This is a genomic window from Aquabacter sp., assembly GCF_965279295.1.
In the GTDB taxonomy this organism is placed as follows: Bacteria; Pseudomonadota; Alphaproteobacteria; order Rhizobiales; family Xanthobacteraceae; genus Aquabacter.
Window position 1 is genome coordinate 600,156 of the sequence record NZ_CBDIHQ010000018.1, and the last position, 13,574, is coordinate 613,729.

Sequence of the window (13,574 nt, forward strand, 5' to 3'; positions counted from 1 at the left end):
GACGCACAATACCTCAACTTGAAATCAGTGACAGAATAGCAGTTCCGCGCCGCCACTTGGTTGCCCGGAAGACACAATGCGAACCGAACGTCACAGTGCAGATGGCCGAAGGATTTGCAAGAATGCTTCCGCAATCATCCTTTCCAGCAACGTAATCAAGTGTCCCCGACCGGGATGGGCACCTGCGTGGCGTCCAGCGTCTCGGCCCGTGCCTCGCGCCGCGCCTCGGCGCGTCTGGAGGCATCTGCCGTGCGCCCCAGCCAATAGCCCGCCTGCCGGGCGACGCGTCCCGGCCATCCCCACGCAAAGCGCGGCGCGAACCGCTGGAAAACCTCGATGCGGTCATCGCGCTCGATAATAGCGCCGCCGATCAGGTCGGCGGCGAGGCCCGCATTGGCCAGCGGCTCCGCCCCCAGCGCGATGCCGAACCACACGCCAGGCCGGAACGCGCCGATCAGCGGCAGGCCGTGATGCGCGTTGCGCAGGCGGAAGCCGCGCGCATCCCCCGCGACCGCATGCCTCAACCCTGGATACAGCCGCCCGGCGTGCCGACGAAGCACGCAGGCTGCCGCCACCTCGCGGGAAACCAGCGAGGCGACCTGGGCGGTGAAGTCCAGCGTCGTGCCGTCCCAGGCGAACCGCGCGCCGCGCCGGCCCCCTTCCACGACATCCTCGGAGGGCATCGACCGGCCGCCATCGAGGGAAAACGAGCCCTGGATGAAGCATGCTTCCCCGAGGCCCCGCGAGAGCCAGGGCGCGATACGGCCAAGGCCGCGATCGGTGGAGATCACCACATGCTCGGCACGGACCCGGTGATCTTTGGTGTGGAGATATTTGCGCACGCCGTCTAGATCGGTGCCCTGGATCGGCGCCGCCTCGAAAATCCGCACCCCTGCCGCACGCGCGGCGGAGGCGAGAATTTGCGGAAGCCCGGCGGCGTCATAGGACGCCGCATCGGGATCATGGAGCGCCCCGCCGGGAACATCGATGCCCAGCGTGTCGTGCACCCGATGGGCGCTCAGGTGGGTGAGTTCGGGAAGCCCCAGCACATCGCGCGCCGCCACCTCTTCCAGAAGATCCGGTTTTCCCAGGGGACCGGCCAAAGCAAGCATACCGGTGGAATGCGGCGCCAGCCCAACCACATCCAGCACCCGCCCGGCACCGCGCGCGGCGGCGGCGGAGAGGTCATAAATGCGCCGGGCGCTGTCCCGGTCGGCGAGGGCGCACAACGCCACGGCCGAGAGGCCGAGACCGGGCCGCACGAGGCCGCTGCCGCGATAAGGCTCGATCCGCGTCGCCTCCAGCAGCACGACCGTGCGTCCGCGCAGCGCCAGCGACAGGGCGAGCCAAAGCCCCGCCAGGGTGGCGCCGACGATGCAGACGTCGCAGTCCAGATCTTCCCGCGCCAATGCCCCGGTCGCCCCCATGAAACCTCCTGCCCCTGCTCAATCTTTGGCAGAAAGGCGAGAGTTGCGCCAGAAGCGAAAGCAGCACTGTGCGGGCGCGGCGCGGGGCGGCGCGTTGTTCCCTCTCCCGCTTCCGGCCCCCTCGCCAACCCTTCCCGGCAATCGCGAGAGGGGGTCACCGCGCATAACGCCACGATCTCATCGCCGCCCGTCTTGCTTCCCTCGGAGGGGCGCGGGCTTTAAGGTGGTCTTTCCCCTCAATGTCGTTCGATGGTGCGATGCGTCGTCTGCTTCTGCTTCGCCACGCCAAATCCGATTGGCCCGAGAATGTCGCCGATCAGGCGCGGCCGCTTGCCCCTCGGGGCCGCGAGGCCGCGCCGCGCATGGGCCGCTACCTGGCACAGGAAAGCCTGATCGCGGACCTTGTGTTGGTTTCACCGGCCCTGCGCACCCGCGAGACCTGGGAGTTTGTCTCCGGGCAACTGCCCGTTGTGCCTGCCACCACCGAGCCGCGCATCTATGAGGCCAGTGCCAGCCAGCTTCTCGGCGTCGTGCGGGAACAGCCGGGCCAGGTTCACACTTTGATGCTAGTCGGCCACAACCCCGGCATGGAGGATCTTGCGGAGATGCTGGTACAGCACGGGACGGCCACGGCGCGGGACAACATGGGCGAAAAGTTTCCCACCGGCGCCTTGGCGGTCATCGACCTTCCGGTGGATGACTGGTCTGCCGTCGCCCCCCAGAGCGGGCGGCTCGACCGCTTCGTGATGCCGCGCATGCTTGCGGACATTGCCTAGGCCCATGGCGACCTCAACGCGCCTGCTGGACGAGGCGCGGATCGGCCTGCGTGCCTTCGCCGACCGCCTTGATGACTTCGCGCATCCCACGTTGCGCCTCGGCGTCACCGGTCTCGCCCGCTCCGGCAAGACGGTCTTCACCACCGCCCTGATCCAGGCCCTCACCCAGGGCGGACGCATGCCGGTGTTCGAGGCGCTGTCTTCCGGCCGCATCGCCTCCGCCGTGCTGGAGCCTCAGCCGGACGATGTAGTGCCGCGCTTTCCATTCGAGGACCATTTCCGCACCCTGTCGGAGGCGCGCGAATGGCCCGCCTCGACCTCGCGCGTCAGCGAATTACGCCTCGCGATCCGCTACGCCTCCAAGCGCGGCACCATGCGCTCGCTGACGCTCGACCTCGTGGACTATCCCGGCGAATGGCTGCTCGACCTGCCGCTGCTGGACATGAGCTATGCTGACTTCAGCCGCGACAGCTTGGGGCTTGCCCGCGCGCCCGCCCGCGTCGAACAGGCGGCGCAGATGCTCGCCGAGCTCTCCGGCATCGATCCCCGCGCGCCCGCCGACGAGGCGGTGGGCCAGAAGCTGGCGGCGCGCTTCAAGGATTATCTCACCGCCTGCCGCAGCGAGCGGGTCGCCATGAGCCTGCTGCCGCCGGGCCGGTTTCTGCTGCCCGGCGACCTGGACGGTTCACCCGCCCTCACCTTCGCGCCGTTGGATATTCCGCCCGGCGCCAGTCCCTCGGGATCGCTGGCGGCGATGATGGAGCGGCGATTTGAATCTTATAAGAACGCCGTGGTCCGCCCCTTCTTCCGCGATCATTTCGCCCGGCTCGACCGCCAGATCGTGCTGGTGGACGTGCTGGCGGCCCTGAACGCGGGACCGGATGCGCTTGCCGATCTGGAGCGGGCGCTGGACGCGATCCTTCTCGCCTTCCGGGTGGGCCGGAACAATCTGTTCTCCTCGCTTTGGCGACCGCGCATCGAGAAGGTGCTGTTCGCCGCCACCAAGGCCGACCATCTCCACCACACCAGCCACGACCGGCTCGAGGGGATCCTGCGCCGCTTGGTCGAGCGCGCCTATGCCCGCGCACGCCAGAGCGGCGCGCACATGGACATCGCCGCCATCGCCGCCGTTCGCGCCACGCGCGAAGCGCAGGTGACGCGGGACGGGCGCCGCCTTGCCGCCATCGTCGGCACCCCGGAAAAGGGCCAGCACACGGGAAACCATGTGTTTGATGGCCTGGAGGAGGTGGCGCTGTTTCCAGGCGAACTGCCGGCCTCTCCCGACGCTCTTTTCGCTCCTGACATGGGCGGCTTTCGCGGCCTCGCCAGCGGAGATTCGGATTTCCGCTTTCTGCGCTTCCGCCCACCCGCAGGCATTGGCCTTCAGACGCCCCTTCCCCATATCCGGCTGGATCGGGCGCTCCAATTCCTGCTGGGCGACCGGCTCGGCTAGGGACACGCAATGGTAAAGGTCGCAGGCAAGACAGGCACGGCACCATTCGGCGACGGCGCCCGCCCGCAGGTGTTCCGCCTCGACGAGGCCGGCATCACCTTCGCGGATGCCCAGACGCCGGAAGACATCGCCGAAGAGTTCGAGGCCGGCGTGCCGGTTGCGGCCTCCGCCGTGGCGGCGCCACGCACGCGTTTCGGCCTCGGCACCCTGTTCTGGTCCGCGCTGGGCGGTCTTGTCAGCCTCGGCATCGGCCTTGCGGTCTCCAAGCTGGTGGAGGATTTGTTCGCGCGTGCCGAATGGCTCGGATATCTCGGGCTGTGCCTGGCCGGGTTGCTGGCGGTGGCGGCGTTTTCCATTGCCGGGCGGGAGATTCTCGCCCTCACCCGCCTCTCCAGCCTTGATGCGACGCGCGACCGCGCCATGGCGGCTCTGGCGTCCGACGACCGGCCGGAGGCGGAAATCGTCACCCGCGAGCTTCTCCACCTCACCAAATCCACGCCCACCCTGGCGCGCGCCCGCACCGAGCTGTCCTCGCATCTTGGGGCGATCATCGATGGTGCCGACCTCGTGCGCCTCACCGAGCGTACGCTCATGGCGCCGCTGGATGCGCGCGCCCGCCAGATGGTCTCGGACGCCGCAAAGCGGGTTTCGGTGGTGACGGCGGTATCGCCGCGCGCGATCGTCGATCTTTTGTTCGTGCTTTTCACCGCGCTGTCGCTGATGCGGCGTCTGTCCCAGCTTTACGGCGGCCGGCCGGGGGCGCTCGGCACGGTGCGGCTGATCCGTCATGTGGTGAGCCACCTCGCCGTCACCGGCGGAATGGCGGCGGGGGACAGCATCGTCCAGCAATTGGTGGGGCACGGCATCGCCGCGCGCCTCTCGGCCAGGCTCGGCGAAGGGGTGGTGAACGGTCTACTCACCGCCCGATTCGGGCTCGCCACCATTGCGGTAACACGGCCCATGCCCTTCGCCGCCCTGCCCGCCCCCCGGCTTGGCGATGTCGCCTCCGGGCTGCTGCGCAAGGCGGAGGAAGAGGCCGGCGTTCAGCCGGGAAGCAAGCGCGCCGGCAAGCTGCTGGGGGAATAGAGCGCCGGGCTGTTGCGCCACAAGGTCTGGCCCAGCGGCCATGCCAGCATAGGGCAAAGCAGCAGCAGAAGGCCGATCATCGCCCATTGCCCGTTCACCGCCGCCTTGCCGAACAACCAGAGCAGACAGCCGACCGTCACTGCACCCACCAGTCCCGTCAGCCGCCAGCGCCAGGTCGGCAGGCCCGCCTCGAAACGCACCGTCCGCGGCAGCGCGGCGTGAAATGCCCGCACGAAGGCCGCGTAGGCGGCGCCGTTATCCTCGAAGCTCGTCACCGACTTGCGCGACATGGAGCCGACCTTCAGGTGTTCCCCGGCTTTGCCGCGCACCTGCATGTAATAATGCGCCGCACCGAGCTGGCCGAGGCTAAAGGTCAGGCGCACCGACACCACGTCCGCGAGGGCAAGCGATCCGGCGCGCGTGCCCATGATCCAGTCCAGCATCCCGTCGTGCAGGTGAAATCGCGTGCCCGGCCCAATCAGCCGCGTCTTAGCGGAATAGACGAGCCCATTGGGACCGTCGGTATCGCTCATGTCTGGCATCCAGTGACCCGAGGCTGTGGTTAAGGGGATGGCGGCGCGAAGGCGCAATATTCCGGCTTCAAGTCAATCAGCGGGGTGCCGTCCAGGCAGTCGAGCCCGCGCACCGACACAACCAATCCCTCCACCCCCACCAAATCGACCACAGAGGAGGCGATGGGGTTGGGCCGCACCGGCGAGCGGATAGAGAAGGTACCTCGCGTGCCCTCCCGCTTCGGGCTTTGCAGCACCAGATCGCGCCGCGCCCGGTCCATCCAATAGAGCACCTGAAGGCGGGCAAGGGCCGACACGTCCTGCAACGCCGCGGCCCAGCGTGGATCGATCTCCAGCCGGCACACCGGCCCATCGGCGGCGCCGCGCCGGGGGCAATCCTGCCGCCGCGTCCAGGGCGTACGGATGCGGCCGATGAAATAGAGCCCGGCGTCGAACGCTTCGGGGAGGATGACGCCCACCTCTCCAGGCCGGATATCGCTGGTTTCCGCACTCATGCTTTGCACTCTCCCTCGCCCGCATCATAGAGGAAAGAGTGGCATCGCCCACGCCGCACGACGGAGTTCCCCATGCAGCCATCCCGTGACATCGCGCGCCTCCTCGAAATCATGGCCGCGCTGCGCACCCCCGGCACCGGCTGTCCCTGGGACCTGGAGCAGGATTTCAGCACCATCGCGCCCTACACCATTGAGGAATCCTATGAGGTGGCCGACGCCATCGCACGCGATGACATGGACGATCTCACAGACGAACTGGGCGACCTGCTGCTCCAGGTGGCGTTCCATGCGCAGATGGGTCAGGAGGCCGGCAAGTTCGATTTCGGCGATGTGGTGCAGGCCATCACCTCGAAGCTCGTGCGTCGACACCCCCACGTCTTTGGCGACACGCGAGACTTGGCGCCGGAGGCGGTGAAGGCTTTGTGGGGACAGATCAAGGCGCAGGAAAAGGCCGAGCGGGCGACGCGCCGCGCGCAGGCCGGCCTCCCCGCGGAAGGCACCGGGCGGACGCTGGACGGCGTGCCTGTCACCATGCCGGCGCTGACCCGAGCGCTGAAGCTTCAGGAGAAAGCTGGAAAAGTCGGCTTCGACTGGCGCGATGCCCGGCAGGTGCTCGCCAAAATCCGAGAGGAGACGGAGGAGGTGGGCGAAGCCCTCGATGCGGGCGGGACCGACGCCATCAAGGACGAGGTCGGCGATCTGCTGTTCGCGGTGGTCAATCTGGCGCGCCATGCCGGCGTTGACCCGGAAGCGGCACTGCGGGGCACAAACGAAAAGTTCACCCGGCGCTTCGGCCATGTGGAAGATCGGCTCGAAGCCGCAGGCCGCCACCCCGCCCAGGCAAGCCTGGACGAGATGGAAGCCCTGTGGACCGAGGCGAAACTGCTTGAACGTAAGGCCTGAGCCTCAGAGCGGCTCGATGTCGTAGACCAGCGTAACCTGGGACTGAGCGCTGATCTCGCCGGCTTCCACCGGCACGGCGCGGGCGTCCGCCTTCATCATCATCATCGGCGGCGCAGGGAAGGCCACACCGCCGCGCTCGCCAGGCGCGATGCGGCGCAGGCGCAGCAGGCGAACGCCGGCGGCTTCGGCGAGGGTCTTGGCCTGCGCGATGCCATCCTGAAGGGCCGCGATGCGGGCCTTTTCCTCCAGCACGCGCGGCTCGGCGACCCCGAAATGCAGACCCCCGGCCTGATTGGCGCCAGCCTGGACCATGCGATCCAGCAGCGTGCCGAGGCGGGTCAGATCGCGCACCTTCACCGTCACGGTGTTGCGCACCTCATAGCCGACCACGCGTGGCGGCTCCCGGTTGTTCTGGGTGGGTTGCGAATATTGCGGCTGGATGGAGAAGCCGGACGTAGCAATGTCCTTCTGCTCGATCCCGGCATCACGCACGGCGGCGATCAGGTCCGACATGGACTTGGAATTGGCCGCCAACGCCTCCTCGGCGGTCTTGGCGGAGGCGACGACGCCGGTGGAGAAGGTCGCCATGTCAGGCACGGCACTCACCTGCCCTTCCCCGACAACGCTCAGTGTCGCACGCGCGACCTCCTGCGCCCGCGCCGGCCCGAGGGCAGCGCATGCGAACGCGAGGGACATCAGGCACACGACAATGGTCCGCTGACGCGGCCTTTGGGCAATCATGGAGTTCTCCGCTCGGACAAAATGCGCGCACACACCATCCCGCGAACGCGGCGCCAATGGGGCGCTTTGACGACGCCCGGTTGTTCCCCGCCTCCAGAATTGCTAGAGCGCCATTGGTGCACTCGCGCACAGCGCGCGTCGTTCCCGGTGGGGCCTGTAGCTCAATGGTTAGAGCCGGCCGCTCATAACGGTCTGGTTGTAGGTTCAAGTCCTACCGGGCCCACCAATTTTTTCAATGAGTTAGCGCGAATTTACGGTCTGCATCCAGGCCAATGCGCGGTGCTGCGAGCGGGCGAGCCGGCCAGATAGCCGCGTAATGCCGAGCTGAAGATGAGCCTTTTAGTGCGGTGGTGAAACACCTAAGATCGCGTAGGTCCGCTTGGACAACACAATAAAATCGGGGCGAACGCTATGGCCGACGTAGAATTCATTCGTAAGAATCTATTGGTTATCGACCAGCCTCTGTGGAATCCCGCCCAGCAATTGAAGCGATCCGACAATACGGTCATGGTTGAATTTGTCGACGTGACCAGAGAATTTGAAGTCGTCAAACGCACGAAGCAGAGAAATGCGGTGGCCCGCTTTCTTGTTTCAAAGGCCAAGAAATCATTCTGGGATACACCTGCCACCGTTTATCGGGTGACTGCGGCGGCGCCTGGGAGCAGGACCGCCTTTCCAGCCTATATATGCCCCTATACCGACAATGCGGTTCACAGCCTGATGCTCGGACAGGCGGCGCAGATCATGTTTACCGGCGAAATGGACGGCTGCACGTTCGGCGTTGGGATACCAAATCGCGAGGGCGGCGTGCGCGTTGCCCACGCGAATGCGCAACTGAAAGCCACCGGCCGGAATTTCACCGCCAATTACGAGCCGCAGAGAGAAGAGCAAAATCGCATGCTGACGATGGCTCGCGCCGACGCGCACACCGTCCAGCCGGCGGCTTACAGAGACCATGAGCGGGACGGCACCGAGCGCACCGCCGTGATCGTCGGCCTGCGCACCAAATCCACCTGGGATTTTTACTACCAGAGGACACAGTCGGACGGTTCCGCCCTGCGCAACCTGATGGAACTGGTCAAGATCAACTGAGCGGCGCGGGGCAGTCCCGAAGACCTACAGGATAGGCTTCGGATCGAAAGGTTTGTCGCCGACCAGCACCTGAATAAGGGTGAGCTGCGTGGTCGATAGATTGATCTGCACGTTGTTCACCATCGCAGTTTCCAGGGGCAGGATGGCCCGCCACTGCGCGGCATCGATCGAGCGGAAAAACGCCGCCGCCGCGATGAAGGCCGTATCGAGCGGCAGATCGATCCTGATGGGAAGATTCGCGCCGGGCGGCACGATGACCTCGCGCTTGGTGACCAGGCTGGTGCCGAGCGCCGTTGCGTCATCGGTGAACAGGGATTGGAAATCCGCCTGCTGCCACATCTGGTCGTTGCGCAGGCCGTAGACGCGCACCATGACGGGCGAGGCCTGCCCGGTGGGCGACGGATTGATGCTGAGGTCGGATAGGATTCGCACGCCTGCGATCGTCACCTTGAGCGCGCTGAAGTTCGAGCAGGCGGAAAGCGCCCAGAGGCCGGCACCGCCAACGAGCAGGCTTCGGCCGCCCCGACGCAGGAAGTCTCGCCGCGAGGCCAAGGTCCGGGCTTTATCCATGCGAATTGGCATCCCCCGCGACCTCAACTCCCAAGGCCACCTCACCACCAACCTACCTCCGGGCGCATCCCGACAGGCCGTTCTCCAGGCAAGTCTTATCAGATTGCCGGCACCGCGAGGCCACCTCGTTATAAAGATGCTTAAAACCGCTTGCGGTGGCGGCGCTTAAGGGCTTTGAAGGCGAGGCACGAACCTGTTTGAAAGCAGGACTGCGTGCGCGCGGCGACGTCATTGCATCCGACGTAGCGGGCAACTGGGGCGGAAACACATGGCATCGGTCGACCTTAAGTCCCTCATGTCCCGGCTCGATGAGGTCTGCCGCAGCAGCCTTGAGAGCGCAGCCGGCTTCGCCCTGATGCGGACCCATTACAATGTCGAGCTTGAGCATTGGCTCGCCAAGCTGGTCGGCGACAGCACCAACGACATCGCGCTCATCCTCGGCCACTACGGCTTGGAGATCGGCCGGGTGCAGCTCGACATCAACCGCAGCCTCGACCGCCTACGCGCCGGAAACAGCCGGCCGCCGGGCCTTTCGCCCGACATCATCGAGACCGCCAAGGAAGCTTGGCTGCTGTGCTCGATCGAGACGGGCCTGAACCAGGTGCGCTCCGGCCATGTGCTGTGGGCCTTGCTGGCGGACGATTCCCTGAAATTACGGCTCAACGATATGTCGGCCGAATTTCGCAGTCTTTCAGCGGATGCCCTGCGCAAGGACTTTGCCGCAATCACCTCGACATCGTCCGAGCAGAAAACCGGCTCCCTGCCGGACGCGGGAAGCCCCGGCGGCGACGTGCCGGGCGCCCCCGGCCAGACCCAGGGCCAGGACGCGCTCACCCGCTTCACGGTGGACCTGACCGCGCAGGCAAAGGCCGGCAAGATCGATCCGGTGCTTGGCCGGGACGAGGAAATCCGCCAGATCGTCGACATCCTGATCCGGCGCCGCCAGAACAACCCGATCCTCACCGGCGAGGCGGGCGTAGGAAAGACCGCTGCGGTGGAGGGTTTTGCCCTGCGCATCGTCGCCGGCGACGTGCCGCCGGCCTTGCGCAATGTGCAATTGCGCTCACTCGACCTCGGCCTGCTCCAGGCCGGCGCCAGCATGAAGGGCGAGTTCGAGGGGCGCCTGCGTTCGGTGATCGATGCGGTGAAGGCCTCACCCATCCCGATCATCCTGTTCATCGACGAGGCCCACACGCTGGTCGGAGCGGGCAGCGGCGGGGCGGGCGGTGATTCTGCGAACCTGCTGAAGCCGGCTCTCGCGCGTGGCGAACTGCGGACCATCGCAGCCACCACCTGGGCAGAATACAAGAAATATTTCGAGAAGGATGCCGCCCTCACCCGCCGCTTCCAGGTGGTGAAGATCGAGGAGCCCTCCGAGCCGATCGCCATCGCCATGCTGCGCAGCCTGGTTCCGGTGCTGGAAAAATATCACAAGGTGCGCATCTTGGATGAGGCGGTGAGCGAGGCTGTGCGGCTCTCCGCGCGCTTCATCCCCGCGCGCCAGCTTCCCGACAAGGCGGTCTCGCTGCTCGACACCGCCTGCTCGCGGGTGGCGGTGAGCCAGACCACCATTCCCTCGGCCATCGATGACCGCGACCGGCGGCTGGTCATCCTCGAAGCGGAATTGGACCTGCTGCGCCGTGAGACCACGGTGGGCGCGGACCACGCCAAGCGCATCGCCAAACTGGAAGCGGAATGCATCCAGCTGCGCGAGGAGCACGACGCGCTGACCACCCGCTGGGAAGAAGAAAAGGCCCTGGTGGAGCGCCTTGCCGGCCTGCGCGACCAGCTCGAAGCCAAGGAGCCCCCGCCCGACGGCGAGGCGCTGGTGCAGGACTTCCGCGACATCAGCACCAGCCTTACAACCCTTCAGGGCGAGACCCCGCTGGTGTTCCCGCTGGTGGGCGCCGAGGCCGTCGCCCAAGTGGTACAGAACTGGACCGGAATCCCCACCGGCCGCATGCGCACGGACGAGATCCGCAGCATCCTCACCCTCCAGGACACCATGGAGAAGCGGATCGTCGGCCAGTCCCACGCCATCGCCGCCGTGGCCCAGGCCATGCGGACATCGCGCGCCGGGCTGACCGATCCGCGCAAGCCGCTCGGTGTGTTTCTGATGGTCGGCCCCTCGGGCGTTGGAAAAACCGAGACCGCGCTGACGCTGGCCGACCTGCTCTATGGCGGCGAGCACAACCTCACCACCATCAACATGTCCGAGTTCAAGGAAGAGCATAAGGTCAGCCTGCTCATGGGCAGTCCTCCCGGCTACGTGGGCTATGGCGAGGGCGGCATCCTCACCGAGGCGGTGCGCCGCAAGCCGTATTCCGTGGTCCTGCTGGACGAGATGGAAAAGGCCCACCAGGGCGTGCAGGACGTGTTCTTCCAGGTGTTCGACAAGGGGCAGATGAAGGACGGCGAAGGCCGCGACATCGACTTCAAGAACACGGTCATCATCATGACATCCAACGCCGCCTCGGACCTCATCGTGAAGCTGTGCGCCGATCCCGAGACCGCGCCCGACCCGAGCGTGCTCGCCGACGCCCTGCGGCCCGAGCTGCAAAAATATTACAAGGCCGCCTTCCTTGGGCGCGTCACCCTCGTGCCGTATCTGCCGCTCTCGGACGAAATGATCCGCAAGATCGTGGTGCTGCAACTTGAGCGCATCCGCCAGCGGGTCGCGAACGCCTATGAGGCGACGTTCGAATACGATCCGCAACTGGTGGAAACCATCGCGGCGCGGTGCACGGAAAGCTCCTCCGGCGCGCGCAATATCGAGAACATTCTCTCGCGCACCCTGCTGCCGGAGCTTTCCGTTCGCGTCCTGGAATCCTTGGCGGAAGGCACCACCATCACACGCACTGCCGTCGGCATCGGCGAGGACGGGCAATTCACCTATATTGTCGCCTGACAGCTGGGAGACACCACGATGCCCGCAGCGGCCCGAATGGGCGACAATGTGCTCCAGTCGGCACCGCACTGCCATGCGCCGATGCATCCGGCCGCGCCGGTGCCGACCCCGGTGCCGCACCCGGCGATGCCGCTCGCCATCATGAAGGGGTGCCCGACCGTGCTGATCGGCAATATGCCGGCGGCGCGCATGACGGACACCACCGCGCCCTGCATGCTCGCCGGCTGCGTGCCCGGTGGGCCAGGCATGATCTTGAAAGGCTCCGCCACGGTGCTCATCGGCAGCATGCCGGCCGCGCGCGTGGGGGATAGCACGCTGCATGCGGCCTGTGTCGCGCCCCTGCCGAGCCCGAGCGGGTCGATCCTCCCGCCCGGCTGCCCCACCGTGATGATCGGCGGATAGGCGTGCGCCGTCTGCATTTCGAGGCGCTGAAGCCGGTCTGCCCGGCCTGCCGCCTGCGCGGACGCGAAGGGGTTGTCGAACTCGCCCCCGGCGCCATGATGCAGGACGATGCGGTCCGCTCCGGCGTGCTGCGCTGTACCGCGCCGGATTGCGCCCGCGCCTATCCGATCATCGCCGGCACCCCAATTCTTGTGCCGGATCTCTCGTCCTGGCTTTCAGCCAATCTGCACCTCGTGCTGGAAACCGAGGTGGAAGACGCGGACGCGGAAGCCATCATCGGCGCGGCGGTGGGACCCGACGCGGCTTTCAACATCGCCCGGCAGCAGCAATCCACCTACGGCCACGACCATTACGGTGATCTTTTCCCCCCCGTCTCAGACGCCCCCGACATGGGCGCGACGGGAAGCATCTGCCGCCTGCTCGGGGCGGCGCGCGCACTGCTGCAACCGGCGGACGGTCCGGTGTTGGATATCGGCTGCGCGGTCGGCCGCACCACGCTGGAACTCGCCGCAACGTCCGCAGCGCCGGTGCTCGGGGTCGAGCTGAATTGGCAATTGCTGAAGATCGCCAGGAAAGTGATCGACAAGGGGGTGGTAACTTATCCGCTGCGCCGGATCGGCAATCGCTTCGAGCGCAGGTCCAAAAACGCATCTTTCGCGGGCGCCGAGCGCGCAGATTTCTGGATCGCGGACGCCCTGGCCCTCCCGTTTCGCGCCGGCACCTTTGGTCAGGCATTCGCCATGAATGTGCTCGACTGCGTAACCGACCCGGCAGGGTTGGTCCGCGAGATGAGCCGCGCGCTCTGCGATGGCGGATGCCTTGCCCTGGCAACACCGTTCGACTGGGCCTCGCACGCAACCAACCCGGCCGGATGGCTGGACAGCACCGCGGCGATCGAAGCCATGCTGGCCGGCGTCAACCACGCTTTGGCACAGGACGGAGGGCGCCGCCTATTTCAGATCGCACCACCGGCCGAGCAGCCTTGGCGCGTGCGCCTCCATGACCGCGCGGCGGTCCATTACATGAGCCAAATCCTCACATTTCGATGCGCCGTCAACCAAGGGTAGCACCGCATGACCGACCTGGAAGAGCGTGCATGAATTATTGGCCGGCGGCCGGGGACGGCAGGCCAGGCGGGCGTAGGAAGCGCGCTGATACTGTGACATGGTGCGCCGCGCTTCGTTTCGCG

13 protein-coding genes and 1 tRNA gene are annotated in these 13,574 nt (G+C 66.5%); 9 read left to right on the forward strand and 5 right to left on the reverse strand.

What is annotated here, in order from left to right; genetic code table 11:
- Positions 1-155 precede the first annotated feature (155 nt).
- Positions 156-1,427, reverse strand: a complete 1,272-nt coding sequence (locus ADADO0_RS20745; protein ID WP_511307088.1) for an NAD(P)/FAD-dependent oxidoreductase — start codon at positions 1,425-1,427, stop codon at positions 156-158.
- A 257-nt stretch (positions 1,428-1,684) separates the two neighbouring features.
- Here ADADO0_RS20745 and ADADO0_RS20750 point away from each other — a divergent pair, with 257 nt between their 5' ends.
- From ADADO0_RS20750 to ADADO0_RS20760, 3 genes are read left to right on the forward strand one after another with little or no spacing between them, the layout of a single operon-like run.
- A complete protein-coding gene (locus ADADO0_RS20750; protein WP_511307089.1) occupies positions 1,685-2,203 on the forward strand; it encodes a SixA phosphatase family protein in 519 nt (172 codons plus the stop codon).
- 4 nt (positions 2,204-2,207) lie between these two features.
- Positions 2,208-3,656, forward strand: coding sequence for a YcjX family GTP-binding protein (locus ADADO0_RS20755; RefSeq protein ID WP_511307090.1), 1,449 nt, complete (start codon positions 2,208-2,210; stop codon positions 3,654-3,656).
- Positions 3,657-3,665: 9 nt separating this feature from the next.
- Positions 3,666-4,742, forward strand: coding sequence for a YcjF family protein (locus ADADO0_RS20760; RefSeq protein WP_511307091.1), 1,077 nt, complete (start codon positions 3,666-3,668; stop codon positions 4,740-4,742).
- Here the strand turns inward: ADADO0_RS20760 and ADADO0_RS20765 are convergent.
- Together ADADO0_RS20765 and ADADO0_RS20770 are read right to left on the reverse strand one after the other, a co-directional pair.
- A complete protein-coding gene (locus tag ADADO0_RS20765; protein WP_511307092.1) occupies positions 4,700-5,275 on the reverse strand; it encodes a hypothetical protein in 576 nt (191 codons plus the stop codon). The genes ADADO0_RS20760 and ADADO0_RS20765 overlap by 43 nt on opposite strands.
- A 29-nt stretch (positions 5,276-5,304) precedes the next feature.
- Positions 5,305-5,769 carry an SAM-dependent methyltransferase gene (locus tag ADADO0_RS20770; protein ID WP_511307093.1) on the reverse strand — a complete coding sequence of 155 codons (465 nt, stop codon included), beginning with the start codon at positions 5,767-5,769 and terminating at the stop codon, positions 5,305-5,307.
- 72 nt (positions 5,770-5,841) lie between these two features.
- Here ADADO0_RS20770 and mazG point away from each other — a divergent pair, with 72 nt between their 5' ends.
- Entirely contained in the window at positions 5,842-6,672 is an 831-nt protein-coding gene (gene mazG / locus ADADO0_RS20775; RefSeq protein WP_511307094.1) for a nucleoside triphosphate pyrophosphohydrolase, read from the forward strand.
- A gap of 3 nt (positions 6,673-6,675) precedes the next feature.
- On the opposite strand, the gene ADADO0_RS20780 is transcribed toward mazG, so the two are convergent.
- Positions 6,676-7,413 carry an SIMPL domain-containing protein gene (locus tag ADADO0_RS20780; protein ID WP_511307095.1) on the reverse strand — a complete coding sequence of 246 codons (738 nt, stop codon included), beginning with the start codon at positions 7,411-7,413 and terminating at the stop codon, positions 6,676-6,678.
- A gap of 150 nt (positions 7,414-7,563) precedes the next feature.
- Between ADADO0_RS20780 and ADADO0_RS20785 the strand changes: the two genes are divergently transcribed.
- Both ADADO0_RS20785 and ADADO0_RS20790 read left to right on the forward strand, forming a co-directional pair.
- Positions 7,564-7,639 (forward strand) — tRNA-Ile (locus ADADO0_RS20785).
- A gap of 185 nt (positions 7,640-7,824) precedes the next feature.
- Complete coding sequence (locus ADADO0_RS20790) at positions 7,825-8,505, forward strand: hypothetical protein (RefSeq protein ID WP_511307096.1); 681 nt, start codon at positions 7,825-7,827, stop codon at positions 8,503-8,505.
- Between the two features lie 24 nt (positions 8,506-8,529).
- Here ADADO0_RS20790 and tssJ read toward each other — a convergent pair whose 3' ends face one another.
- Positions 8,530-9,075: a type VI secretion system lipoprotein TssJ gene (tssJ, locus tag ADADO0_RS20795; RefSeq protein ID WP_511307097.1), complete on the reverse strand. Its 546-nt coding sequence runs from the start codon at positions 9,073-9,075 to the stop codon at positions 8,530-8,532.
- Between the two features lie 268 nt (positions 9,076-9,343).
- Here tssJ and tssH point away from each other — a divergent pair, with 268 nt between their 5' ends.
- From tssH to ADADO0_RS20810, 3 genes are read left to right on the forward strand one after another with little or no spacing between them, the layout of a single operon-like run.
- The gene (gene tssH, locus ADADO0_RS20800) at positions 9,344-11,983 is read left to right on the forward strand and encodes a type VI secretion system ATPase TssH (RefSeq protein WP_511307098.1); all 2,640 of its coding nucleotides are present in this window, start codon (positions 9,344-9,346) and stop codon (positions 11,981-11,983) included.
- Positions 11,984-12,001: 18 nt separating this feature from the next.
- A complete protein-coding gene (locus ADADO0_RS20805; protein ID WP_511307099.1) occupies positions 12,002-12,385 on the forward strand; it encodes a PAAR domain-containing protein in 384 nt (127 codons plus the stop codon).
- Positions 12,386-12,387: 2 nt separating this feature from the next.
- Positions 12,388-13,452, forward strand: a complete 1,065-nt coding sequence (locus ADADO0_RS20810) for a methyltransferase domain-containing protein (RefSeq protein ID WP_511307100.1) — start codon at positions 12,388-12,390, stop codon at positions 13,450-13,452.
- The last annotated feature ends 122 nt before the right edge of the window (positions 13,453-13,574 follow it).

Coding starts and splice junctions, on each gene's coding strand:
- ADADO0_RS20745 (WP_511307088.1), bottom strand. CDS start 1,427: ATGGGGGCGACCGGGGCATTGGCGCGGGAAGATCTGGACTGCGACGTC.
- ADADO0_RS20750 (WP_511307089.1), top strand. CDS start 1,685: ATGCGTCGTCTGCTTCTGCTTCGCCACGCCAAATCCGATTGGCCCGAG.
- ADADO0_RS20755 (WP_511307090.1), top strand. CDS start 2,208: ATGGCGACCTCAACGCGCCTGCTGGACGAGGCGCGGATCGGCCTGCGT.
- ADADO0_RS20760 (WP_511307091.1), top strand. CDS start 3,666: ATGGTAAAGGTCGCAGGCAAGACAGGCACGGCACCATTCGGCGACGGC.
- ADADO0_RS20765 (WP_511307092.1), bottom strand. CDS start 5,275: ATGAGCGATACCGACGGTCCCAATGGGCTCGTCTATTCCGCTAAGACG.
- ADADO0_RS20770 (WP_511307093.1), bottom strand. CDS start 5,769: ATGAGTGCGGAAACCAGCGATATCCGGCCTGGAGAGGTGGGCGTCATC.
- mazG (WP_511307094.1), top strand. CDS start 5,842: ATGCAGCCATCCCGTGACATCGCGCGCCTCCTCGAAATCATGGCCGCG.
- ADADO0_RS20780 (WP_511307095.1), bottom strand. CDS start 7,413: ATGATTGCCCAAAGGCCGCGTCAGCGGACCATTGTCGTGTGCCTGATG.
- ADADO0_RS20790 (WP_511307096.1), top strand. CDS start 7,825: ATGGCCGACGTAGAATTCATTCGTAAGAATCTATTGGTTATCGACCAG.
- tssJ (WP_511307097.1), bottom strand. CDS start 9,075: ATGGATAAAGCCCGGACCTTGGCCTCGCGGCGAGACTTCCTGCGTCGG.
- tssH (WP_511307098.1), top strand. CDS start 9,344: ATGGCATCGGTCGACCTTAAGTCCCTCATGTCCCGGCTCGATGAGGTC.
- ADADO0_RS20805 (WP_511307099.1), top strand. CDS start 12,002: ATGCCCGCAGCGGCCCGAATGGGCGACAATGTGCTCCAGTCGGCACCG.